This is a genomic window from Bradyrhizobium sp. USDA 3262 (assembly GCF_054060035.1).
The window spans coordinates 1,993,198-2,015,540 of the sequence record NZ_JBSSCT010000001.1 but is presented as its reverse complement, the minus strand read 5'-3'; the positions used below and the strand labels follow the sequence as shown (position 1 = coordinate 2,015,540).

Here is a 22,343-nt window from a genome sequence, read left to right as displayed (position 1 = left end):
GACAATCACTTCATCGGACACTTGTCGTGGAAGCGATCCTGGTCGTCCTTGACGATGGTCGCGACCGTCTTCAGCGACAGCTGGCCCTCGGCATCCTTGACCACGTCCTGCAGATAGAAGTTCTGGATCGGAATGTGGTTGTTGCCGTACTTGAACGGTCCGCGAACCGATTTGAAGTTCACCTTCTCCATCTCGGCCTTCATCGCGTCTTTCTTTGTCAGGTCGCCCTTCACCGCGACCACGGCGCTGTTGATGAGGTTGGCAGCGTCGTAGGACTGCGCGCCGTAGAAGGTCGGCCGCAGGCCCGGATACTTCTTGCGGTAGTCGGCGACGAACTTCTTGTTCTCCTCGTTGGGCAGGTCGTTGACCCATTGCTGCGCGCCGGGAACGCCGAGCGCATTGTCCTTTTGCAACGGCAGCGACAATTCGTCGATCGTGAACGCGGTGTAGAGCGGGATCTGCTGCTTGATGCCGGCCTGCGCGTACTGGTTCAGGAACTGCACGCCGGCCGCACCCGGATAGAACACGAAGATCGACTCGGCCTTGGAGTTCTTCGCCTTGGTGAGCTCGGCGGAGAAGTCGAGCTGGCTCGGCCACACCGTATATTCCTCGCCGACCACCTGGCCCTTGAACGTGCTCTTGACGCCGGCCAGCATGTCCTTGCCCGCGGCGTAGTTCGGGCCGATCAGGAACACCGACTTGACGCCCTTCTGGTTCATGTAGGTGCCGACCGCCTGCGGGGTCTGGTCGTTCTGCCAGGAGGTCGAGAACACGTAAGGCGAGCACAGTTCGCCGGCGAGCTGCGACGGACCGGCATTGGCCGAGATCAGGAAGGTCTGCGAATCGACCGCGGTCTTCAGCGACGCCAGCAGGACGTTCGACCAGATGTAGCCGACGATGAAGTCGACCTTGTCGGACTGCACCAGCTTCTCGGTCTTCTGCTTGCCGACATCGGGCTTCTGCTGGTCATCCTCGTAGATCACCTGGACCGGCTTGCCGTCGATCTTGCGGCCGAGATGGTCGAGCGCAAGTTCGAAGGAATTGCGCATGTCGTTGCCGATCACGGCGGTCGGACCGCTGAAGGTCGAGACGAAGCCGATCTTGACGCTGTCAGCCGCCGTCGCGGGCTGCGCCAGCGCCAGAGCCATGGCGCCTGCCAGCCAAAATGCCTTTTTCATATTCACTCCCCTCCTCAACCAAAGATCCCGCCAGGCTCGATCACGAGGGCCCGGGGGTCACGCTTTGCGCGCGTCGTTCTGTGACGTATTTTGTGCGCGATATCGCAAGTCTGCAGCAAGCATGAACCGACGGCGCTGACTTAGAACCTTCGGCGCATACCCCAGCACCTTGCATCATAATTCGTCTAAATCGACCATGGCAAGAAATATAATGCCGGTTGCGTGGGCAACGATTGTCGCAGGCGCCGGCCTTCGGCAACGACCCACGCCCGCACGGCAGCAGGCTTTAACGATCCGGTAAAGCACCCGGAAACCACAGGCCGGCAAGCGCCTGCGGGCTTCATTGTCCGGAAAGCATCCCTGGCCGACGCTGCCGCCAAAGGGGTGCGTCACATGCTGAATTACATCTTCGGCTTCAATGCCCGGATGGGCCGACTGGCTTTCTTCTTCTGCACCTTCGTGGTGGGCCTCGGCTTTATGATGCTGGTCTACGGCGTCACCGGCAACGCACCGGCGAGCGGCAGTATGGACGTGCTGCTGGCGCAGGCATCGAGCAACCCCGTGCTGGTCATTGCCTTCTACGGCATGCTCGTCATCTGCTTCATGCTGCAGTCGATGCGGGTGCGCGACATGGGCTGGGATCCGGTCTGCGTGATGGCGGCATGGATCGCCCTCCTCGTGCTCGACAGGGCCATTGCCGGACGATTTCCCGAATATGCGCTGACCTATCAGCACACCGAAACGGTGGTCGGCGCCGCCGTCAATGGCGCCATGAACATCGTCCTGCTGGTCTGGCGGAGCGGCGGCTATTTCGAAGAACCGCCGCCATTGCCGCGTGAGACCAGCGGCGACGGCCTGTTTCAACGAAACAGCACACCGGCCGCAGGCGGCAGCCGCGTTGCGCGGATCGCCAACGGCGAATTCGGCGGAAAGACTCGGTAGCCGCCCTCCTGTCGTCCCTGCGAAAGCAGGGACCCATAACCACCGCCTTGTGTTGTCGAAGCAAGCTGTGGCCCCAGCATCGTACACCAATTGCCATTCGTGGTTATGGGTCCCGGATCGCGCTTCGCTTGTCCGGGACGACACGGAATTTGCGGCGCGATCACTGCTCCACAGCCCGTCGGCGACCACTAACCTCTATCCACCGCCCATTCGGCGCCGTCGATCGCATAGGACGCGTGGCGGAAATCCCTGATCGTCGCAACCTTGTCGGCCGACCAGTCGAGCAGCATGAACGATCGGGGCGGCGCGCCCTGTGCGTTCGGGTCGAACACCAGGATCGCCGGGCGTCCCTCGACCTGTCCGGTCACCAGGTGCCAATCGTCGATCTTCGAGTAATTGCCGAAGTAGCGCGACACCTCGGCCTTGCCGTTCAGCCCTGTCCGGTTGACGAGCTCGAGCCTGATGTCATCGGCGATCATGGCGCGGATGGCATCGAAGTCGCGGGCGTTGAAGCTGCTGACATAGGCGTTGAGCCTGATGCGATCGGCCGGCGACAGGCCGGGCCGCGGCGCATCGTCCGGTTCGCTGGCAAACTCGCGCAGCTGCGTGCGTCCACGGTGCAGCGCGGCCTTCACCGCGGGCAGACTGAAATCCATGATGCCGCAGATCTCCTGCAGGGAACAGCCGAGCACATCCATCAGGATCACGCTGGAACGCTGCGCCACCGGCAGGCGCAAGAAGGTGCGCAGGCTGGTCGCGGCGATCTCGCGGCGGCCGACGTCATCAAGCTCTCCGGCCATCATGTCCACCTCCTCCGGCGCGTGGAGCGCTTCCTGGCGGTTGCGCCGCCTGAGGAAGTCGAGCGCGGTGTTGTGCGCGATCCGGAACAGCCAGGCTTGCGGATTCTGGATCGGCGCGGCGGACCCGAAGGCTTCCACCGCCTTGATCAGCGCGTCCTGCAGCACATCCTCGCCGTCGATGACCGATCCGACCATGCGGGCGCAGTAGCGATGCAGCCTTGGCCGCATCGCCGCCAAGAGCGCGTCGACGTCGGTCGCGGCCGGCGCTTGGTGTGGTGACGTCATGATGGCTCCGCCAGATCGGTGCACTGCCCGCCGGTTCACGGCTCATCCAGCATACGATAATTCCCGACAATCACCGCACTGCGAACCAGCGGCGGCTCGGCGCAACGATCGCGGATGCCGTCCTGGAACGCCTGGAACGCGGCCAGTTTCGGGATCGGGCTCGAGCCGTCTTCGGCGGCGGTCTCGACCATGTGGATGAAGGTATCGTCCTCCAGCCGCAGGGTCAGATAGCGCACGCCGTCGGGTCTCGCCGCCTTCAGCTCGGCGAACACAGCCGACACCAGCGCGGCATTCTTCTCCGCCATCTCCGGCTTCGCCTTGTACCTGATCAGGGTCCGTCTCATCGCAGCCTCCTTGGCCCGGTTCTGCGGCCTGAACCGGCCGCGTCAAACCCAAGGACGTTCGCCAACCGCCAAAGGATGCGGTCCGGCAAAAATAAATTTTGGCCGCATCCTTTGCCCGTTCCGGTTCGTCCCTGCCGGCGAAGCGCGCGCAACCTCGCGGCGCGGCAACGGAGAACGACCATGCAGACCCCTCAGCAGCGCGCCGAACAGCGCTGGGTGCTCGGCCTCACCGCGCTGGCATCCTTCATGATGGCGCTGGACGCCATGATCATGACCACCGCCTTCGCCACCATCCGCGCCGATTTCGGAAGCCGGGTGGAGACGCTGCAATGGACCGTCAACGCCTTCAACCTGACCTTCGCGGTGCTGCTCCTGACCGGCGCGGCGCTCGGCGACCGGTTCGGGCGGCGCAGGATGTTCGCGGCCGGTATCGGCCTGTTCGTCGTGGCATCCGCAGCCTGCGCGCTGGCCGGCAGCGCCACGGCACTGATCGCCGCCCGTGCCCTGCAAGGCGCGGGCGCGGCGCTGGTGATGCCGCTGGCCATGGCGATCCTGAGCGGCGCCTTCGGCCGCGAGGAGCGCGCCCGCGCGCTGGGCATTTTCAGCGGCATCACCGGATGCGCGCTGATCATCGGTCCCGCGATCGGCGGCTTCATCACCGAACATCTCGGCTGGCGCTGGATCTTCTGGATCAACCTGCCGATCGGCCTGGTCGCGATCGCCCTAGTGATCGCCCGCTTGCGCGAAAGTTTTGGGCCGGCAGCGCCGCTCGACATCGCCGGGCTGACGCTGGTGGCGCTCGCGGCGCTCGCATTAGTCTGGGGCCTGCTGCGCGGCAACAGCGTCGGCTGGGCCAGCGCGGAAGTCTCGGGCGCGCTGATCGCCGGCGTCGCGCTGGCGGCGCTGTTCGTGCTGTGGGAGCTGCGCGCCACAAGCCCGATGGTGCCGATGCGGCTGTTCGCGGCACGGCCGTTTGCATCCGGGATGGCCGCAAGCGTGCTGTTCTACGCCGCGATGTATGGCGTGCTGTTCCTGCTGCCGCAGTTCCTGCAGATCGCGCTCGGCTTCGACGCCTTCGGTGCCGGGCTGCGTCTGCTGCCGTGGACGGCGACGCTGTTCGTCACCGCGCCGATCGCCGGCGCCGCGGTCAACCGGTTCGGCGAGCGCACGCTGGTCGTCGCCGGCCTCTTGATGCAGGCGATCGGGCTCGGCTGGATCAGCGAGATCGTGGGCCCCACGGTGCCCTATTCGGCGCTGGTCGCGCCGCTGGTGCTCGCCGGCGTCGGCGTGTCGATGGCAATGCCGGCCGCGCAGAACGCGGTGCTGGGCGCGGTCGCCGTCAGCGACATCGGCAAGGCGTCGGGCGTCTTCAACATGGGCCGTTTCCTCGGCGGGATGTTCGGCATCGCGGCGCTGGTGGCGAGTTTCACCGCCAATGGCGCGGCCGATTCATCCGGACATTTCGCCAACGGATTCGCATCGGCGATGAGCCTTGCCGCAACGCTGTCATTCGCCGGCGCGGTCGCGGGACTGTTCCTGCCGATGCGGCGGCGGGCCGTCGCCGCGGCCGCGCCGCAGGATGCGTGAGGCGATTGGGTTTTGCTATCGGGCGATCGGGCATTTCGTGTTGGAATGAGGCTGCGAATGAATACATAATCAAACGACGAAGCCGTTCGAACCCGAGGGCGACATCAGATGACGCAAGCGCCGGCCAAACCTCATCGCGTGGTGATCGTCGGCGCCGGCTTCGGCGGCTTGGAAGCCGCCTTCGGTCTCGCGGGCGCGCCGGTCGAGATCACCCTGATCGACCGCCGCAACCACCATCTGTTCCAGCCGCTGCTCTATCAGGTCGCGACCGCTTCGCTTGCCACCAGCGAAATCGCCTGGCCGATCCGCTATCTGCTGCGCGACCGGCCCGAGGTGACGACGCTGTTCGCCAATGTCTGCGGCGTCGACGCGGTGGCGAAGCAGGTGCAACTCGACGACGGCGGCAGCATTCCCTACGACACGCTGGTCCTCGCCACCGGCGCGCGCCACGCCTATTTCGGCCATGACGAATGGGAGCCGTTCGCGCCCGGCCTGAAGACGCTGGAGGACGCCACCACGCTGCGGCGGCGCATCCTGGTCGCCTTCGAGCGCGCCGAGCGCGAGACCGATCCGGACAAGCGCGCGGCGCTGCTGACCTTCGTCATCATCGGCGCCGGGCCGACCGGCGTCGAGATGGCCGGCACCATCGCCGACCTCGCCAAGGACACGCTGCCGCAAGACTTCCGTCACATCGATACGCGCAAGGCGCGCGTGGTGCTGATCGAGGCGGGCCCGCGCGTGCTGGCAGGATTTCCCGACGATCTCTCGGCCTATGCGCAGGCGTCGCTGGAAAAACTCGGCGTCGAGGTGATGCTGGGCGAGCCGGTCACCGAATGCTCGGCCGACGGCGTGGTGTTCGGCGGCAAGCGGCTGGAGGCGCGCACCATCGTCTGGGCCGCCGGCGTGCGCGCCTCGCGCGCCGCCGAATGGCTGAAAGCGCCGGCCGATCGCGCCCATCGGCTGCAGGTCGAGCCGGATTTGACCGTGCCGGGCCATCCCGATGTCTTCGCCGTCGGCGACACCGTCACGATCAAGGACCCCGACGGCAATCCGGTGCCCGGCATCGCGCCGGCCGCCAAGCAGGAGGGGCGCTACGTCGCCGCGCTGATCAAGGCCCGGCTCGACGGCAAGACGCTGCCGCCGTTCCGTTACAAGCATGCCGGCAGCCTCGCCCAGATCGGCAAGAAGAAGGCGGTGATCGATTTCGGCTGGCTCAAGCTGCGCGGCTCGCTGGCATGGTGGATCTGGGGCCTCGCCCACATCTACTTCCTGATCGGCGTGCGGCATCGGATTGCGGTGGCGATGAACTGGCTCTGGATCCACACCCGCGACCAGCGCGCCGCACGGCTGATCACGCAAGGCAGCAGCAAGGTGGCGCAGTAGGTGACTCGGCCTCGGCGATCCGTGCACAATCGCCGTTCCGTCATCCTGAGGAGCGCGTAGCGCGTCTCGAAGGATGCACGGCCACCAGCCGGGCCGTCGCCCTTCGAGACGCGCGTTCCGCGCTCCTCAAGGTGACGGATTGGAGATCGGTGCACGACGCAACAAACCGCAGCCCCTCACCCCATCACCTGATGCGGCGAGCGGCCGAACGCGGCCTTGAAGGCGCGGCTGAAATGCGAGACGTCGCTGAAGCCGAAGCTCAGCGCGACATCGGTGACATGGCTGAAGCGCCGCTCGGCCAGCGCCTGATAGGCAGCGGCGAGGCGCTGCTGCCACAGCCAGCGGATCGGCGTCGAGCCTTCGCGCGCGAACAGGCGATTGAGCGTGCGCGGCGCCATGTTCTGCGCCGTGGCGATCGCATCGAGATCGAGCCCGGGATCGTCGAGATTGGCCAGGATGTAGGCCTTGACCCGCACCAGCCGTTCGTCGCCGCGCTGGAGCCCTTCGTCCGTCAGCTCGGTCTGCAGCGTCGTCGCGAAAATATCGAGCGCCGCCGCGCCTAGCCGTATCGCCGCAGGTCCGGCCGCGTCATCGAGTCGCGTCAGCCGGCGGATCAGCGATCCCGCCAGCGCTCCCACTTTCGACGCGTTGCCGACCCGCCGCGCCGTCAGGCGCTGCGCATCCGGCAGGCGTGCGAGCAGCAGAGGCCGCGGGATCGACACCATGATCGCGCGCGCGCTCGGGGCGAATTCGAGCGTGAACGGCTGCGCCTGGTCATGGAGCATTAGATCGCCCCGGCGCATGTGCACGTCGCGGCCGCCCTGGGCGAAGCTGACCTCGCCGCGCAGCGTGAGCCACAGCATGAAATAGTCGCGCGGATCCCTGCGGACATCGCTCGCGCTGCGCATCACCCGGATGCGGTCGGCGGCCGGCGTCGACGACCAGATGTCGTTGATGGCAAGCGGGCCGAGATGGCGGATCGAGATCGACGCCTGGAACGCCTCGTCGGCGACGCGGCGGCATTCGGTCAGCGAGAATTCGCGGCAGGTGACGTGATGCCAGCGGTCGAAACTGTCACCCGGCGCAACAAGCGTTTGCGCGACGACTGTGTGATCTGGGGTCTGCATCGGACCTTGCTCCCGCCCAACCCGGCAGCGGGATATTCTGCGTCCAGCCCTCCCTTCTGGCAAGCAGAGACCAGCGGCTGGCCGGCGCAGCCAAGAACGATCGCGGGAACCGGCGTAGAAATTGTCTCTCACCAGGAGGAGACACCACATGGGCTACCAATGCGAAATCATCGATCCCGCCCGCACGGTCATGATCGTCGTCGACATGCAGAACGATTTCGTGGCCGAGGGCGCCAAGCTGCGTTCGGCGCAGGCCGCTGCCATGGTGCCGCGGCTGGCCCAGACCCTGAAGGCCTGCCGCGACAAGGGCATCCGCGTCGTCTACACCGCGCATGTGCATCGCCGCGACGGCAGCGACATGGGGCTCTATGACGATCTCTATTCGCCGATCGCCGACCGGTCGTCGCTGGTCGACGGCACCGAGGGCGTCGAGATCTTCAACGACCTCGCGCCCGCCCCCGGCGAGCACGTCATCAAGAAGCACCGCTACAGCGCGTTCTTCGCCACCGATCTCGATCTCATCCTGCGCGAATGGGGCATCACCACGGTGATCATCTCGGGGACCACGACCGAGAACTGCTGCCACGCCACCGCGCGCGACGCCATGTTCCACAATTACAAGGTCGTCTTCCTGTCGGACGCGACGGGCACCTTCGATTATCCGGATGTCGGCCAGGGCGCGCTGTCCGCCGAGGAGGTGCACCGCGCCACGCTGACGATCCTCGCATTCTCAACCGCACATGTGATGACGGCGGCCGAGATGCTGGCGCGGGTGAAGGTGGCTGACGGAGCAGCGAAGGCAGCGTAGCGAGTTCACGAACAGCGCACCGCACATTCGGTCCGCCTCTCCCCTTGTGGGAGAGGCCGGAACGCATGAAGCGAAGCGAAATGCGATCCGGGTGAGGGGTCGCGATCTCTCCGCGCAGCACGCCGCATGGAGAGATACCCCTCACCCCAACCCTCTCCCACAAGGGGAGAGGGGGCGCAGCGGTGTTCGCGGCAGCAACCTCACTTCACCAGTGAGCAGCCGCCATCGGCCAGCGGGCGGAACGCCTGGTCGGCCGGGATGGTCGCGATCAGCTTGTAATAGTCGTAGGGGTACTTCGACTCGTCCGGCTTCTTCACCTCGAACAGATACATCGGGTGGATGACGCGGCCGTCCTGGCGAATCGTGGTGTCGCCGAACAGTCTGTCCTTGCCCTTGAAGGTCTTCATCTGCGGCACCACCGCCTTGGCGTCGTCGCTGCCGGTGGCGGCAACCGCGTTGAGGTAGGCGAGCGTCGCGGCATAGACGCCGGCCTGGTTGCCGCTCGGCATCTTGCCGTTCATGCCGGGACGCGCGGCAAAGCGTTTTGCGAACGCGCGGGTATCGTCGTTCATGTCCCAGTAGAAGGCTTCCAGCAGCTGCAGGCCCTGCGCGACCTTCAGGCCCATGCCGTGGACGTCGTTCACGAACAGCAGGAACGCCACCATGGTCTGGCCGCCCTGCTGGATGCCGAACTCGGCCGCCTGCTTCACCGCATTGATGGTGTCGCCGCCGGCATTGGCGAGCCCGATCACTTTTGCTTTCGAGCTCTGCGCCTGGAGCAGGAAGGACGCGAAGTCCGACGTGCCGAGCGGATGCTTGCTCGAGCCCAAAACCTTGCCGCCGTGCTTCTCGATGTAGTTCGTCGCCTCGGCTTCAATGCCTTTACCGAGCGCATAATCGACGGTCACGAAATACCAATCCTTGCCGCCGCGCTGCATCATCGCGGCCGCGGTGGTGTTGCCGGTGGCCCAGGCGTCGTTGACCCATTGAATGGTGTTCGGCGAGCAGGCCTTGCCGGTGAGATCGGAGCTCGCGGTCGACGACGCCAGGAACGTCATCCGGCTATCGCGCAGGATGGTGTTGATGGCGAGCCCGACCGCCGAGTTGGGCACGTCGACGATGGCATCGACGCCTTCGACATCGAGCCATTTGCGCGCGATCGCCGAGCCGACATCGGCCTTGTTCTGGTGATCGGCATAGACGATCTCGACCTTGATGCCCTTGCCGCCACCGCCGAAATCCTCCGCGGCCATCCGCGCGGCTTCCACCGAACCCATGCCGTTGGTGTCCTGGAAGATGCCGGAAATGTCGTTGAGCACGCCGACGCGGACCACATCGCCGGAAATCTCCGCGCGTGCGCTGCCCGCGGCGCAGGCCAATGCCAGCGCAAGTCCAATCCTCAATCGCCCAACCCCGAAGCCCCTCATCGTCTCCCTCCCATGTTTCCTCAATCGACCTTTTGCTGGTCTTGAGCGTCTCGTCAGGCCGGCGTGATCTCGACCGGCAGGCTGCTGAGCCCGCGCAGCGTGTTGTTGAAAAGGCGCTTCGGCTCGCCGGTGATGTCGATCCTGGCGACACGACGCGCCAGCGCCGCCATCATCACCTCGCCTTCGAGACGGGCGACCAGCTGGCCGACGCACATATGGATGCCCGACCCATAGCCGACATGGCCCGACGTGCGGCGGGTGATGTCGTAGCTGTCGGGCTCCTCCCAGCGGCGCGGATCACGATTGGCCGCGGCCAGGAACATCAGCACCTTCTCGCCTTCGCCGATGCTGGCCCCACTGAGCTCGACGTCACGGGTCGTGGTACGGAAGAAAGTCTGGACCGGACTTTCGAACCGCACGGCCTCCTCGAAGGCGTTGCGCGCCAGCGTCGGATCGTTGCGCAGCTTCTGGAACTGGTCGGGGAAGCGGGCGAGGCAGTAGACGGCGGCGCCGATGCCGTTGACGGTGGTGTCGAGACCGGCTGACAGCAGCGAGCGCACCAGCAGCGGCGCTTCGGTCGCGGTAATGGCGCCGGTATCGACATGGGCGTGAATACAGGCGCCGATGCCGCCTGGGGTGAGATTGTCGCGCTGGCATTGCTCGGCAACATAGGCCTGATGCGGTGCCGAGCGCTCGATCGCCTCCTTGCGGAGCTCGTTCGGCGGACCGAAGGCATTGAACACCAGACTGGCATAGGGCAGCAGATGCTCGCGGCCCTCCGGCCTCAGGCCGAGCGCATCCGGGAAGATCGACAACGGATAGGCTTCCGCAAGGTCCGCGATCGCGTCGAAGCGGCGCTTCTCCAGCAGCGCGTCGAGGCGGGCCTCCGCGGCGGCGGCAAATTGCCCACGAAGCTGCTTCATCACGGTCGCCGACAACACCGTGCTCAGCACGGCGCGGGTCCGGGTATGGGCGGGCGGGTCGGCCTCCAGGATCAGGCTCGCCGGCCGCCACGGCTTCTCCTTGGAAAAATCGCTGAGGCCGACGCCGCGGCTGGAGCAGAAGGTCGCGGGGTCGTTCAGCACCGCATGGACCTCGGCGTAGCGCGCCACGCCATAGACATTCCACTTGTCGAGATAGACCACCGGCCCCGCCTCGCGCAGCCGCTCGTGGGTCGGGAATGGATCGGCGAAGAACTCGAGCGCGAATGGATCGACGTCGAGATGCGGGACGGACGCAGCTTCTGTTGCAGTCATCGGGACCTCCCGAGGTTTGATCTTGTCAACACGGGCCGCATATCTATTGCTCCCGAACGGTTTCGCAGCGATGATTTGAGAGATGAGCAGCCAGCCCCTCCCCCGAAAGCCCCGCCGGCCGAGACCGGCCGATCCCGCAGACGCCAGCGATGGCCCGCTGCTGGACCTTGATCGCTACGTGCCGGCGTTCATCACCTTCATCGGCAACAAGCTGTCGAACAGCGCCACCGCGTTTTACCAGAAGAATTTCGGCGTCAACGTCACCGAGTGGCGGATCATCTCGCAACTGGCGATCGAGCCGGGCATTCCCGCCTCCCGGATCTGCCAGGTGATCGGCTTCGACAAGGGGCCGGTCAGCCGCAACCTCGCGGCATTGCAGAAGCGCGGCCTGCTGACCATCCGCACCGCGCCGGACGACGGCCGTACCCATTCGATCACGCTGACAGCGCGCGGCCGCGCCATCCACGACAAGGTCATCGTCGCGGCGCTGGAGCGCGAGCGGCGGCTGCTGGCGTGCCTGAAAAAGGACGAGCGCGAGGTGCTGATCGAGCTGCTGCGCCGGCTGCACGAGAATCTCGGCGCCGTCACCGGGCAAAGCACGACCTGACGGCGCAGCCGGGCCACGGGCGGCGCGCTGCGCCCCCACGGTCTTCGCCCGATTGTCCATGCGTGCCGTTCGCGCCATGCTGCGCAACATTCTCCTCCCAAACGCGTGGCCGTTGACCGGCCCTGTCCCGATTGGGGTGGAAACTCGCATAGCTTAGTTGCTATGGCAACTAAAAATCCGTGATGCACTGCGTCGTCGGGTCGCAAGCGGAGGGACGTGACGCCGCCATCAGGTCAGGCGAGCACACTCCTCAGGCTCCCTCCCCCCTTGCGGGGGAGGGCTGGGGAGAGGGGTGGCCCCGGGCTCAACTCGAGCCGTTGCGCAACGCCACATCAACGACTTGGCTCACCGACCAACGCGTGTCCTCGTGTTCAATCGGCAGCGGAGCAAGCGGTACCCCTCTCCCTAGCCCTCCCCCGCAAGGGGGGAGGGAACCCTTCCGCCGGTGCCTTCCTTACGTCCGCCTTTTCTACCGCAATCTCAGCCCGCGCAGGCGATCGCCTCACCCGACCCGTCGTCCTCCAATACCGCCACCGCTGCGGCGCGGCGCGTCAGCACGGCGCGCTGGTTGATGTAGCCCTTGTCGGTGATCTCTCCGCCATCGACCGAGGCGGGCTCGGCCAGCAGCAGCGCACGGGTGGCATGGCCGGAGGAATGACCGCCCTGCGCCTTCAGCGCCGCCAGCCCCTGCCCGATCGCGGAACGGACCGCCGGATGGCCGATCACCTCGCTCGCGTCGGCGCTCTCGGGCAGCCCTGCCAGCGAACGGCAGGCGGCGAGGTTCGGAAACACCAGGAAGCGCACCTCGTCGCGGCCATGGCCGGTGACGACGATGTCCTGCGCGAGCGGCGCCAACGCCGCGATGCCGGTGACGCGCAAGGTGCCGACGCTGACCCAGGTGCCGGAATTGAGCTTGAAGTCCTCCGCCACGCGGCCGTCGAAGAACAGGCCGAGATCGGGCCGCGCGGGATCCGCGAAGGTGACGGCGTCGCCGATCTTGTAAAAACCCTCGTCATCGAAGGCCTCAGCGGTGAGCCCAGGCGCCTTCCAGTAGCCCGGCGTGACGTTGGGCCCGCGCACCCGCACCTCCAGCTTGTCGCCCGACGGCACCAGCTTGAGCTCGGTCCCGGGAATCGGCACGCCGATATTGCCGGAGCGTTTGGCCAGGAAGTGGCAATCGGTCGCGAGCGGCGAGGTCTCGGTCGAACCCCAGGCCGACACCATCGGCAGCCGACGGCCGACGGTCCGCAGCGACAAGTCCTCCAGCGCGTCCCACAGATTCTGCGGCAGCGCCGCGCCGGCATAGAAGGCGAATTTGGTGCCCTCGAAGAATTTTTTCCGCAGTTCGTCGTCGATGCGCAGCGCCGCGATCAGCATGTCGAAGCCGCGCGGCACGTTGAAATAGACCGCCGGCACCACGCTGCGCAGGTTGGCCAGCGAGGTCGCAAACAGGCCGGGCGTCGGCTTGCCGCCGTCGATATAGAGCGTGCCGCCGTTGCGCAGCACCAGGTTGAAATTGTGGTTGGCGCCGAAGGTGTGGCTCCAGGGCAGCCAGTCCAGGATCACAAGCTCCTCGCTACCGCCCTCGAGGAACGACCAAGTCTGCGCCTTGGCCTGCTGGCTCGAGGTCAGCATGCGCTGGGTGTTGATCACGGCCTTCGGCGTCCCTGTCGAGCCCGAGGTGAACAGGAATTTTGCGATCGTGTCCGCCGTCACCGCCGCGAACGCGTTGGCGACCTCGGGCGCTTCCGGCGTGGCAGCGACGGTACGGAACGGCAAAGCATCGGCATCGTCGGGATTGCCGCTGACGATGGTTGCGCGATGCAGCGGCTTGATTGCGCCAAGCGCCGCGGCAAAGGGCTTTGTGCTCGAAACGTAGATGGCACCGGGATCGAGCAGGCTGACCATGCTCTTCAACTTGTCGAAGTCTTTCGACATCAATGAATAGGCCGGCGAGATCGCGGCCGAGGGCACGCCGACATGCTGCGCGGCGAGCGCAAACAACGCGTGGTCGATGCCGTTGTCGGAGAGGATGACGAGCGGACGTTCAGTGCTCAGCCCCTGCGCGAGGACCCATGATGCGGCCCGCCGGACGATGCCGAGCGCGTCGCGATAGCTTACTGTGGTCCAGGGCGCCTCGGCGTTGGCGCGCTCGCCGAGAAAGACGCGGTCCGGGGCCTGCCGCGCCCAATGCTCCAGCCAGTCGCCGACGCAGCGGGCGCCTTGCTTCAGCGGCGTGGTGGAGCGGACCAGGATGCTGCCGTCGTCGCGGCTGACCGCAACGATCGCGGGCGTCGCGAACAGGCTGCTCGGATTGTCTCCGCTGGCGGCGGCCATCGTCATGGTTTCCTCCTCGCCCGTGTCTTTGCGGGATCGCGCCGCAACATGGTGCGGCGCCGCGGTCCCGGCCGGGCTCTTTGGTGATAATGTTGCGGACATCAATTGTTGTCGTCAACAACAATCTTTCCATCCCGCCTTGGGCGCGCTAGCCTTGCGGTCATGGCAGGCCAGCAAAAGACATCGCGCAAGGCGGCAGGAACGGCAGCGGCAATGCGCCGCTCCCGGTCGCATGGAGCAAATGGCGGCGCGCCCAGCGGCGACGACATCGGCCTCGACGCGCTGGTCGGTCACGCCGGCTATGCGGTGCGCCGCTTCCAGCTTTGGATCTTTCAGGATTTCATCAAGACGCTGGCGACGGTCGATATCCGCCCAACCCAGTATTCGGTGATGACCGTGATCGGGGCCAATCCGGGCCTCAGCCAGATGGCGGTGGCAAAGCGGCTCGGGATCGAGCGCGCGCGGCTGGTGCATCTGCTCGACAGCCTGGAAGAACGCGCCTTCGTCAGCCGCGTCCCCTCCGCGACCGACCGCCGCTCCCATGCGCTGCATCTGACCGGGCGCGGCAAGACCGCGCTGGCGCAGTTCAAGCGGCTCGCCGCCGAGCATGAGCGGCATGTCGCCGAGAAGATCGGCAAGGAAAACCGCGAGCAGCTGCTGCAGATCCTCGCCTGCTTCACCTGACCTCGCGACGAGATTTCGGCTTGATCAAAGCTGCCTTTAAATTGGGCAGCTACTCTTTCATGCGAGCCCGCGTTCGTTCCCGACAGGCATTTCAAGCGACTGATATTGTGCAATAATCCGTCTCACGACGGGCGCGGGCGAATTGTACACAATGGCATATTGCTTGCTTCGCTCAGGCTGCAATTCCCTTGCGGATGGCATCCGACGCCTCCCGCTCACGAGATGAGGCCAAGCACGTGACTGAAACTGTCGCCGCGATCGTCGCCGCGCACCGCGCCAAGACCATGACGCCGGCCCAAACCGTGACGCGCTGCTACCAGCGCATCCGCGAGCACAATGATCCCGCTATCTTCATCAGCCTGCGCGACGAGAAGGATGCACTTGCCGAGGCCGGGCGGCTCTCCGATCCGACGCTGCCGCTTTACGGCGTGCCGGTCGCGGTCAAGGACAACATCGACGTCGCGGGCCTGCCGACCACCGCCGCCTGCGCGGCGTTCTCGTATGTGCCGGCACAGGACTCCGCCGCAGTGGCAAAACTGCGTGCGGCCGGCGCCATCATCATCGGCAAGACCAATCTCGACCAGTTCGCCACCGGCCTGGTCGGCGTGCGCTCGCCCTACGGCATCCCCAAAAATCCGGTGCGCGGCGATCTCGTGCCGGGTGGATCGAGCTCCGGCTCCGCGGTCGCGGTATCAGCTGGACTTGTGCCGCTTGCGCTCGGCACCGATACCGCGGGCAGCGGCCGCGTCCCGGCGATGCTCAACAACATCGTCGGGCTTAAGCCGAGCCTCGGGCTGATCTCGACCAGCGGCGTCGTGCCGGCGTGCCGGACGCTCGACTGCGTCTCGATCTTCTCGCTCACCGCCGACGACGCGCTGGCCGCGCTTGCCGTGATGGCCGGGCCGGATGACGCCGATCCGTACTCGCGCGACCGGCCGCTGGCTCCGCTCGCGGCGTTTCCGGCGAAGCTGAAGCTCGGCATTCCCCAAGGCGGCCAGCTGAAATTCTTCGGCGATCATGAGGCCGAGAAGGCCTATGGCGAGGCGTGCAGGCGCTGGCGGGCGCTCGGCGCCGACTTCGTCGAGTTCGATCTCGCGCCGTTCTACGAGACCGCACGGCTGCTCTATGAGGGCCCGTGGGTTGCGGAGCGCTATCTCGTGATCCGCGACCTGCTCGCGTCGTCGCCCGAGGCGGTCCATCCGGTGACGCGCGAGATCACCGTCGGCGGATCGCGTCCCACCGCTGCGGATACTTTTTCTGCGCTGTACCGCCTCGAGGCGCTGCGCCGCGTCGCCGAGCGCAGCCTCGCACACCTTGATGCGATCGTGCTGCCGACCGCCCCGACCGTCTATTCCACCGCTGATGTGCTCGCCAACCCGATCGAGCTCAACTCGCGGCTCGGCACCTACACCAATTTCGTCAACCTGCTCGATATGTGCGGCCTGGCGCTGCCGGCCGCGATGCGGCCCGACGACGCGCCGTTCGGCATCACGCTGCTCGCCCCTGCCGGCCGTGACGCGGAGCTTGCCAGTATTGGCCGCGTCTTCCATGCCGACACTGGACTTACCCTCGGCGCCAATTCACTTCCGCAGCCGCCGCTCACGGCCGCGCCGACGCGGGCCGGCCCCGGTGACATCACCATCGCGGTGGTCGGCGCGCATCTCTCCGGCATGGCGCTGAACCACGAGCTGACGACGCTCGATGCGCGCCTGCTGGAAGAGGCGGTCACCGCGCCGGACTACAGGCTGTATGCACTCGACACCACGCCGCCCAAGCCCGGCATGCTGCGCATCGAGGCCGGCGCGGGCCATGCGATCAAGCTCGAGCTGTGGGCGATGTCACCGGCAGCGTTCGGAAAATTCGTCGCCGCGATCCCGCCGCCGCTGTCGATCGGCACGATCAGGCTCGCCGACGGACGGCAGGCCAAGGGCTTCATCGTCGAGCCTGCCGCGATTCATGGTGCGAGCGATATTTCATCCTATGGCGGCTGGCGGGCGTTCATGACGGAGAAGACGAAAGCCTAGCCGCTCCGGCGGCACGCTCCCTCGCCCCGCAAGCGGGGCAAGGTAAGAAGAAGCTACACCGACACCGCGTAGGTCTCGTATTCCCCGCGCACCTGCTCGATATGGGCGCGCATCGCCGCGGCGGCGCCTGTCTTGTCGCCGCGCATGATGGCGACGACGACGCGGTCGTGCTCGGCGTGGGATTTTGCCAGACGCCCGAGATTGCGGAACTGGGCGCGGCGGAACGGCTGCACGCGCACCCGCGTCGCCAGCGTGATCTCGGCAATATAGGCGTTCTGCGACCCGGCATAGATCGCGTTGTGGAAGCGCTCATTGACCTCGTGGAAGCGTTCGGGATTGCCGGTATAGCTCAGCACCCGCAATTCCTCGTGGATCGCTTCCAGCGCGTGGCGCTCCGCCGGCGTCATCCGCTCGGCGGCAAGGCCGGCGCAGATCGCTTCCAGCTCGGCCATCGCCTCGAACATGCCGGTGAGCCGTTCAAGCGAGGGCCGCGCCACGACGGCGCCGCGATGCGCGCGGGCATCGATCAGGCCGCTCGCGGCAAGCTGCCGCAGCGCTTCGCGCACCGGGGTGCGCGAGACGTTGAATCGCCGCGCAAGGTCGGTCTCGTCGAGCCCGGCCCCCGGCGGCAGCGTGCCGCGCACGATCTCGTCGGCAAGCTGCAGCCGCAGCTCTTCGGCACGGGTGACCTTGTCGACCAGCGACGACGGCCGATCGATGCGGCGCACCGTCATCTCGGATTCTGCGCCCTGCGGCAGATCGTCCAGGCTCATCCTCGATAGCCCTTCAAGCACCTTTGGGTTCATCGATGACGCTGACATGGGCCGCGACGATTCTCCAGCCCTCGGGGAAACGAATCCAAGTCTGCATCTGCCGCCCCACCCTACCCGGTGCGCTGTCCCGGTAGAACAGCGTCGAGGCGATCGCGGTGTCGCGGCCATAGGTCGTGATCACGGTCCGCTCGATCTTGCGCATCAGCCCGACCGGTGAGCGTCCGGCGCGAAACGCCATGATCTCGGCATAGCCATAGAGGTTCTCGCCAATGCCGTAACGCAGCGTACGGCGGTCGTCGCGGAACAACTCGTCGAGCACGGCAACATCGTTCGAGACCAGCGCTTTCTCATATCGCTGGAACTGCGCGGTGACCTCGGCGACCACATCGGGAAGATCGATATCCATATCAGAGTCCTCTCGGCGCCGGCGCGGCCACAACGCCCATCTGTTCCAGCGCGTAGGCGACCCGCAGTGCGACGTCCTCGCGCCAGGGCGCCGCGATGATCTGCACACCGATCGGCATCGGTTCGAGCGGTACCGGCACGGCGACCACCGGCAGGCCGATGAAGGAGATCGGCTGGGTGTGGATGCCGATATTGGCGCGCACCGGAAGCTCGACGCCGTCGAGCGTGAAATTGGCCTGGCCGATCTTCGGCGCGGTGCACGGCGTTGCCGGGGCCAGGATCACGTCGACCGACTGGAACAGCTCCAGCACCCTGGCGCGATACCAGCGGCGGAATTTCTGCGCCTTGTCGACATAGACCGCCGGGATCATCGCGCCCGCAATGAGACGGTCGCGCACCGCCGGATCGAAATCGTTGGGACGCTCGCGCAGGTGATCGAGATGCAGCGCGGCACCCTCGGTCGTGGTGATGATGTAGGCCGCGGCACGGGCGCGCGCCGCTTCGGGAAGCTCCACGGTCCGCGTGGCACCGAGCGCCTTCGCGACGCGCGCGACCGCCTCTGCCGCCTCCGGAAACAGATTCTGCTGGAAATAGCCGCCGGCGATCGCAACCCGCAGCCCGCCAATATCATTGGCAAGTAATCGCACGGTCGGCTCGACCGACTGCACGATGCAAGCCGGATCATCGGCATCAGGTCCCTGCATGGCGTCATAGACGAGCGCGAGATCCTTCACGCTGCGCGCCAGCGGGCCGAGATGATCGAGGCTGGCGACGAACGGATAGGACCGCGCGCGCGACAGCCTGCCGTAGGTCGGCTTCAGGCCGAACGTGCCGCAGAACGACGACGGCACGCGGATCGAGCCGTTGGTATCGGAGCCGAGCGCGATCGGCACCAGCGCGCCGCCGACGGCGCTGCCGGAGCCGCCGGAGGAGCCGCCGGTCATCCGCGCCGGATCATGCGGATTGCGCGACGGACCGTCATGCACGTTCTCGCCGGTGAAGTCGTAGGCGTATTCGCCCATGTTGAGCGCGCCGACCAGCACCGCACCGGCCGCTTCCATCCGTTCGATCAGCGTCGCGTCGCGCGGCGACGGCGGCAGGTCGCGGTTGATCTTCGAGCCGGCGCGGGTCGGAAGACCCTGCACATCGAACAGGTTCTTCACCGCGAACGGAACGCCGGCGAGCGGGCCGACCGGCTGACCGGCCGCGATCGCGGCATCGACCGCGCTGGCCCTGGCACGCGCGCGATCGGCGGTGACGTCGGTGAAGGCATTGAGGACCTTGTCATGCGCCGCGATCCGCGCGAGCGCAGCCTCGGTCGCGGCAAGAGCCGTGATCTTGCGGCTCGATACGGCCTGCGCGGTCTCGGCGGCCGACATGGAAGCGGGAATTTCGGACATCGCGATCTCAGGTCGAATAGACGGCGGCCGACACGACGTCGTCCGGCAGCGGGAAGTCATCGACCAGCCGCGCCAGCCGCAGCGAGACGTCGAGATTGGCGCGCACCGCCGGACGCCAGGCGTCCTCCAGCGGCAACGCCATCGCGCGGGCGACGGCGTTCATGTAATCGTCCAGATGATCGGTCATTTCGCTCCCAATGAGTTTCTCAAGCGACCGGCAGCGGCGGATGCGGGATCGCCGTCAGCAGCTCCCTTGTATAGGCATCCTGCGGATTGCCCAAGACGTGTTCGGATGTGCCCTGCTCCACGATGCGACCGGCGCGCATCACGATGACGCGATCACACAGCAGGCGCACGACATTGAGGTCGTGCGACACGAACAAATAGCTCATGCCCATCGACTGCTTGAGGTCCTGCAGCAAATTGAGCACCACCGCCTGCACCGAGACGTCAAGCGCCGCGGTCGGCTCGTCGAGGATCACGAGCTTCGGGTGCAGCGCGATGGCGCGCGCGATGCCGACGCGGGCCTTCTGGCCGCCGGACAGCTGGTGCGGGAAGCGATCCAACAGATTGACCGGCAGGCCGACCAGCCGCGCAAGCTCCTCGCAGCGGTCGCGGAGCGCATCACGCCCCTTGATGTCGCCGAGCTGCATGATCGGGTCCGCGATCGCGCGCGCCGCGGTAAAGCGCGGGTTGAGGCTGTCGGTCGGATCCTGAAACACCATCTGGATCTGGCTGCGCCGCGGCAGCCGCGCGAAGGACTGCGGCGCGATGCCGCCGATGTCCTCGCCATCGAACATGATGCGGCCGGAAGTCTGGTCCAGCAGCCGCATCACCATCATCGACGTCGTCGACTTGCCGCAGCCGGATTCGCCGACCAGCCCGACGCTCTCGCCGTGGTCGATCGAGAAACTGATGCCGTCGACGGCGCGGAAGGTCTCCTCCTCGACCGGCGGCTTGCGCCCGAACAACTTTGCGAGCACCCCGCCCGCGCCCTGGCGCGGATATTCCTTGACGAGCTTTTCGACCAGCAGGAGGGGTTGCTTCTGCTCCCTCTCCCCGTTCTTCACGGGGAGAGGGTTGGGGTGAGGGGCTGTATCCGCGAGCACAGTATGCGGAGAGTCCCCCTCACCCGCCACGCTCCGCGAAGAGTCCTCCTCCGGCAACAGATCCCGCAACGACACACCGAGCCGCGGCGTCGCGCGCATCAGCTTCCGGGTGTAGGCGTGCCGGGGCGCGGCGAAGATATCGGCCGACTTGGCGGTCTCGACCACGTGGCCCTTCTCCATCACCACGACGCGGTCGCAATAGGCGGCGGCGAGGCCGAGGTCATGCGTGATCAGGATCGTCGACATCGAGCGGCGCCGGGTCAGCTCGACGATCAGATCCATCACCGCCTTCTGGGTGGTGACGTCGAGCCCGGTGGTCGGCTCATCGGCGATCAGAAGCTGCGGATTGCAGGCCAGCGCCAGCGCGATGACGACGCGCTGGCACATGCCGCCCGACAGCTCGAACGGATAGGCATGATAGCGCTCGCGTGCGCGCGCGATCTTGACCTGCTCCAGCGCCTCGATCGCCTTTTCGCCGCGATCGGTGACCTGGGCCTGCTGGACGTGCTGGCGCAACACGTCCTCGATCTGGTGCCCGACCTTGCGGATCGGATTGAGGGCGGCGCGTGGGTTCTGGAAGATCATCGAGACTTCGCGGCCGCGCAGATCGCGCATCTGGCTCTCGGTCGCCGACTTGACGTCGATGCCGGAAAACATCACCGAGCCCTCGGCGATCCGGCCGGCGCGATCGAGGATCCGCATCACGGCATAGGAGGTCACCGACTTGCCGGAACCGGACTCGCCGACGATGCCGACGGTCTCGCCCTTGCCGACGGATATGTTGACGTGCTGCACCGCCTTGACGATGCCGCGACGCGTCGTGAACTCGACCGTGAGGTCGCTGACGTCGAGCAGCGGCTGAGCGGTCATGCGCGCCTCCCCTCATGGGGCGCGTCATCCAAAAATCCGCAAAACAACCCCATGCAAAGGAGCGGAGCGGTAGCACGACACCGGACCGGGACAGGCATCACGTCCTCCGCTGCGGGTCGACGATGTCGCGCAGGCCGTCGCCGAGCAGGTTGAAGCAGAACACCGCGATCATCAGCGCCAGGCCCGGGAACAGCGCGATCCACCATTCGCCCGACACCATGAAGCCGGCGCCCTCGGCGACCATGATGCCCCACTCGGCGGTCGGTGGCCGGACGCCGAGGCCGATAAAGGAAAGGCCCGCGGCGTTGAGGATCGCATAACCCATGGTCAGCGACATCTGCACGATCATGATCGGCATGATGTTGGGCAGGATGTGCCCGAGCAGAATGCGGTATTCGCCATTGCCGGACAGCCGCGCCGCCTGCACGAAGCCGGCGTTGCGGCGGACGTTGGCCTCGGCGCGCGCGACGCGGGCGTAGAGTGGGAAGTTCACGATCGCGGTCGCGATGATGATGTTCTGCACGGTGTTGCCGAGCGCCGCGACGATGCCCATCGCCAGCACGAACAGCGGAAACGCCATGATGGTGTCGGCGATGCGGCCGACGATGCGGTCGGTCCAGCCGCCGAAATAGCCGGCGGCGATGCCGGCCAGCCCGCCCATCAGGAACACCAGCACCACGGAGGCAACCGCGATGAAGGTGTCGAGCCGCGTGGCCACGATGACGCGGCTGAAGATGTCGCGGCCGAGCTGGTCGGTGCCGAACCAGTGCGCGGCGGACGGCGGCTTCAATGCTGCCGCGGTGTCGGAGGCGAGCGGGTCGTACGGCACGACGTAGGGCCCGAACAGGGCGGCAAACAGGATCAGGACCAGCAGCGCGAAGGCAAAGCCGGTGACCTTGTTTTCGCTCAAAACGTAGCGGGTCTGCTCGAACATCGCGGCAAGGGCCGACGTGCGGGCGGGACCTGCGGGCTCGACGGTTGGAGCTACGGTACTCAT

The 22,343-nt window shown here is 66.4% G+C and carries 20 protein-coding genes; 7 read left to right on the top strand and 13 right to left on the bottom strand.

The window, feature by feature from the left end; all coding sequences use genetic code 11:
- Window positions 1-5 precede the first annotated feature (5 nt).
- Complete coding sequence (locus ACVWYP_RS09265; protein ID WP_304498424.1) at window positions 6-1,178, bottom strand: ABC transporter substrate-binding protein; 1,173 nt, start codon at window positions 1,176-1,178, stop codon at window positions 6-8.
- Between the two features lie 222 nt (window positions 1,179-1,400).
- Here ACVWYP_RS09265 and ACVWYP_RS09260 point away from each other — a divergent pair, with 222 nt between their 5' ends.
- Window positions 1,401-2,120 (top strand): hypothetical protein, encoded by a 720-nt coding sequence (locus ACVWYP_RS09260; RefSeq protein WP_304498423.1) that lies wholly within the window; start codon window positions 1,401-1,403, stop codon window positions 2,118-2,120.
- A 188-nt stretch (window positions 2,121-2,308) separates the two neighbouring features.
- Here the strand turns inward: ACVWYP_RS09260 and ACVWYP_RS09255 are convergent, their stop codons facing one another.
- Entirely contained in the window at window positions 2,309-3,205 is an 897-nt protein-coding gene (locus ACVWYP_RS09255) for an RNA polymerase sigma factor (RefSeq protein WP_304498422.1), read from the bottom strand.
- Between the two features lie 35 nt (window positions 3,206-3,240).
- The gene (locus ACVWYP_RS09250) at window positions 3,241-3,549 is read right to left on the bottom strand and encodes a hypothetical protein (protein WP_028333780.1); all 309 of its coding nucleotides are present in this window, start codon (window positions 3,547-3,549) and stop codon (window positions 3,241-3,243) included.
- Between the two features lie 180 nt (window positions 3,550-3,729).
- On the opposite strand from ACVWYP_RS09250, the gene ACVWYP_RS09245 reads away from it, so the two are divergent.
- Window positions 3,730-5,136: a DHA2 family efflux MFS transporter permease subunit gene (locus ACVWYP_RS09245; protein WP_304498421.1), complete on the top strand. Its 1,407-nt coding sequence runs from the start codon at window positions 3,730-3,732 to the stop codon at window positions 5,134-5,136.
- Between the two features lie 108 nt (window positions 5,137-5,244).
- Entirely contained in the window at window positions 5,245-6,519 is a 1,275-nt protein-coding gene (locus ACVWYP_RS09240) for an NAD(P)/FAD-dependent oxidoreductase (protein WP_028340496.1), read from the top strand.
- A gap of 176 nt (window positions 6,520-6,695) precedes the next feature.
- Here ACVWYP_RS09240 and ACVWYP_RS09235 read toward each other — a convergent pair whose 3' ends face one another.
- A complete protein-coding gene (locus ACVWYP_RS09235) occupies window positions 6,696-7,646 on the bottom strand; it encodes an AraC-like ligand-binding domain-containing protein (protein WP_304498420.1) in 951 nt (316 codons plus the stop codon).
- Between the two features lie 148 nt (window positions 7,647-7,794).
- On the opposite strand from ACVWYP_RS09235, the gene ACVWYP_RS09230 reads away from it, so the two are divergent.
- A complete protein-coding gene (locus ACVWYP_RS09230) occupies window positions 7,795-8,454 on the top strand; it encodes an isochorismatase family protein (protein ID WP_304498419.1) in 660 nt (219 codons plus the stop codon).
- 200 nt (window positions 8,455-8,654) lie between these two features.
- Here the strand turns inward: ACVWYP_RS09230 and ACVWYP_RS09225 are convergent, their stop codons facing one another.
- Window positions 8,655-9,881, bottom strand: coding sequence for an ABC transporter substrate-binding protein (locus ACVWYP_RS09225; RefSeq protein WP_304498418.1), 1,227 nt, complete (start codon window positions 9,879-9,881; stop codon window positions 8,655-8,657).
- Window positions 9,882-9,934: 53 nt separating this feature from the next.
- Complete coding sequence (locus tag ACVWYP_RS09220) at window positions 9,935-11,137, bottom strand: cytochrome P450 (RefSeq protein WP_304498417.1); 1,203 nt, start codon at window positions 11,135-11,137, stop codon at window positions 9,935-9,937.
- Between the two features lie 82 nt (window positions 11,138-11,219).
- On the opposite strand from ACVWYP_RS09220, the gene ACVWYP_RS09215 reads away from it, so the two are divergent.
- Complete coding sequence (locus ACVWYP_RS09215) at window positions 11,220-11,744, top strand: MarR family winged helix-turn-helix transcriptional regulator (RefSeq protein ID WP_028340491.1); 525 nt, start codon at window positions 11,220-11,222, stop codon at window positions 11,742-11,744.
- A gap of 480 nt (window positions 11,745-12,224) precedes the next feature.
- On the opposite strand, the gene ACVWYP_RS09210 is transcribed toward ACVWYP_RS09215, so the two are convergent.
- Window positions 12,225-14,081 (bottom strand): feruloyl-CoA synthase, encoded by a 1,857-nt coding sequence (locus tag ACVWYP_RS09210; RefSeq protein WP_304500208.1) that lies wholly within the window; start codon window positions 14,079-14,081, stop codon window positions 12,225-12,227.
- Between the two features lie 162 nt (window positions 14,082-14,243).
- Between ACVWYP_RS09210 and ACVWYP_RS09205 the strand changes: the two genes are divergently transcribed.
- Window positions 14,244-14,765: a MarR family transcriptional regulator gene (locus ACVWYP_RS09205; RefSeq protein ID WP_439711141.1), complete on the top strand. Its 522-nt coding sequence runs from the start codon at window positions 14,244-14,246 to the stop codon at window positions 14,763-14,765.
- Window positions 14,766-14,959: 194 nt separating this feature from the next.
- The gene (gene atzF / locus ACVWYP_RS09200) at window positions 14,960-16,789 is read left to right on the top strand and encodes an allophanate hydrolase (RefSeq protein ID WP_304500207.1); all 1,830 of its coding nucleotides are present in this window, start codon (window positions 14,960-14,962) and stop codon (window positions 16,787-16,789) included.
- A 53-nt stretch (window positions 16,790-16,842) separates the two neighbouring features.
- Here the strand turns inward: atzF and ACVWYP_RS09195 are convergent, their stop codons facing one another.
- From ACVWYP_RS09195 to ACVWYP_RS09170, 6 genes are all read right to left on the bottom strand, one after another.
- On the bottom strand, window positions 16,843-17,562 hold the full coding sequence (locus ACVWYP_RS09195; protein WP_038384905.1) for a GntR family transcriptional regulator: 720 nt from the start codon (window positions 17,560-17,562) through the stop codon (window positions 16,843-16,845).
- A gap of 13 nt (window positions 17,563-17,575) precedes the next feature.
- Complete coding sequence (gene hpxZ, locus ACVWYP_RS09190; RefSeq protein ID WP_016845830.1) at window positions 17,576-17,968, bottom strand: oxalurate catabolism protein HpxZ; 393 nt, start codon at window positions 17,966-17,968, stop codon at window positions 17,576-17,578.
- A 1-nt stretch (window position 17,969) separates the two neighbouring features.
- Window positions 17,970-19,346 (bottom strand): AtzE family amidohydrolase, encoded by a 1,377-nt coding sequence (locus ACVWYP_RS09185; protein ID WP_439711186.1) that lies wholly within the window; start codon window positions 19,344-19,346, stop codon window positions 17,970-17,972.
- Window positions 19,347-19,374: 28 nt separating this feature from the next.
- Entirely contained in the window at window positions 19,375-19,554 is a 180-nt protein-coding gene (locus ACVWYP_RS09180) for a DUF4089 domain-containing protein (protein WP_018269566.1), read from the bottom strand.
- 19 nt (window positions 19,555-19,573) lie between these two features.
- Complete coding sequence (locus ACVWYP_RS09175; protein WP_304498414.1) at window positions 19,574-21,346, bottom strand: dipeptide ABC transporter ATP-binding protein; 1,773 nt, start codon at window positions 21,344-21,346, stop codon at window positions 19,574-19,576.
- Window positions 21,347-21,443: 97 nt separating this feature from the next.
- Window positions 21,444-22,343, bottom strand: a complete 900-nt coding sequence (locus ACVWYP_RS09170; RefSeq protein ID WP_028340483.1) for an ABC transporter permease — start codon at window positions 22,341-22,343, stop codon at window positions 21,444-21,446.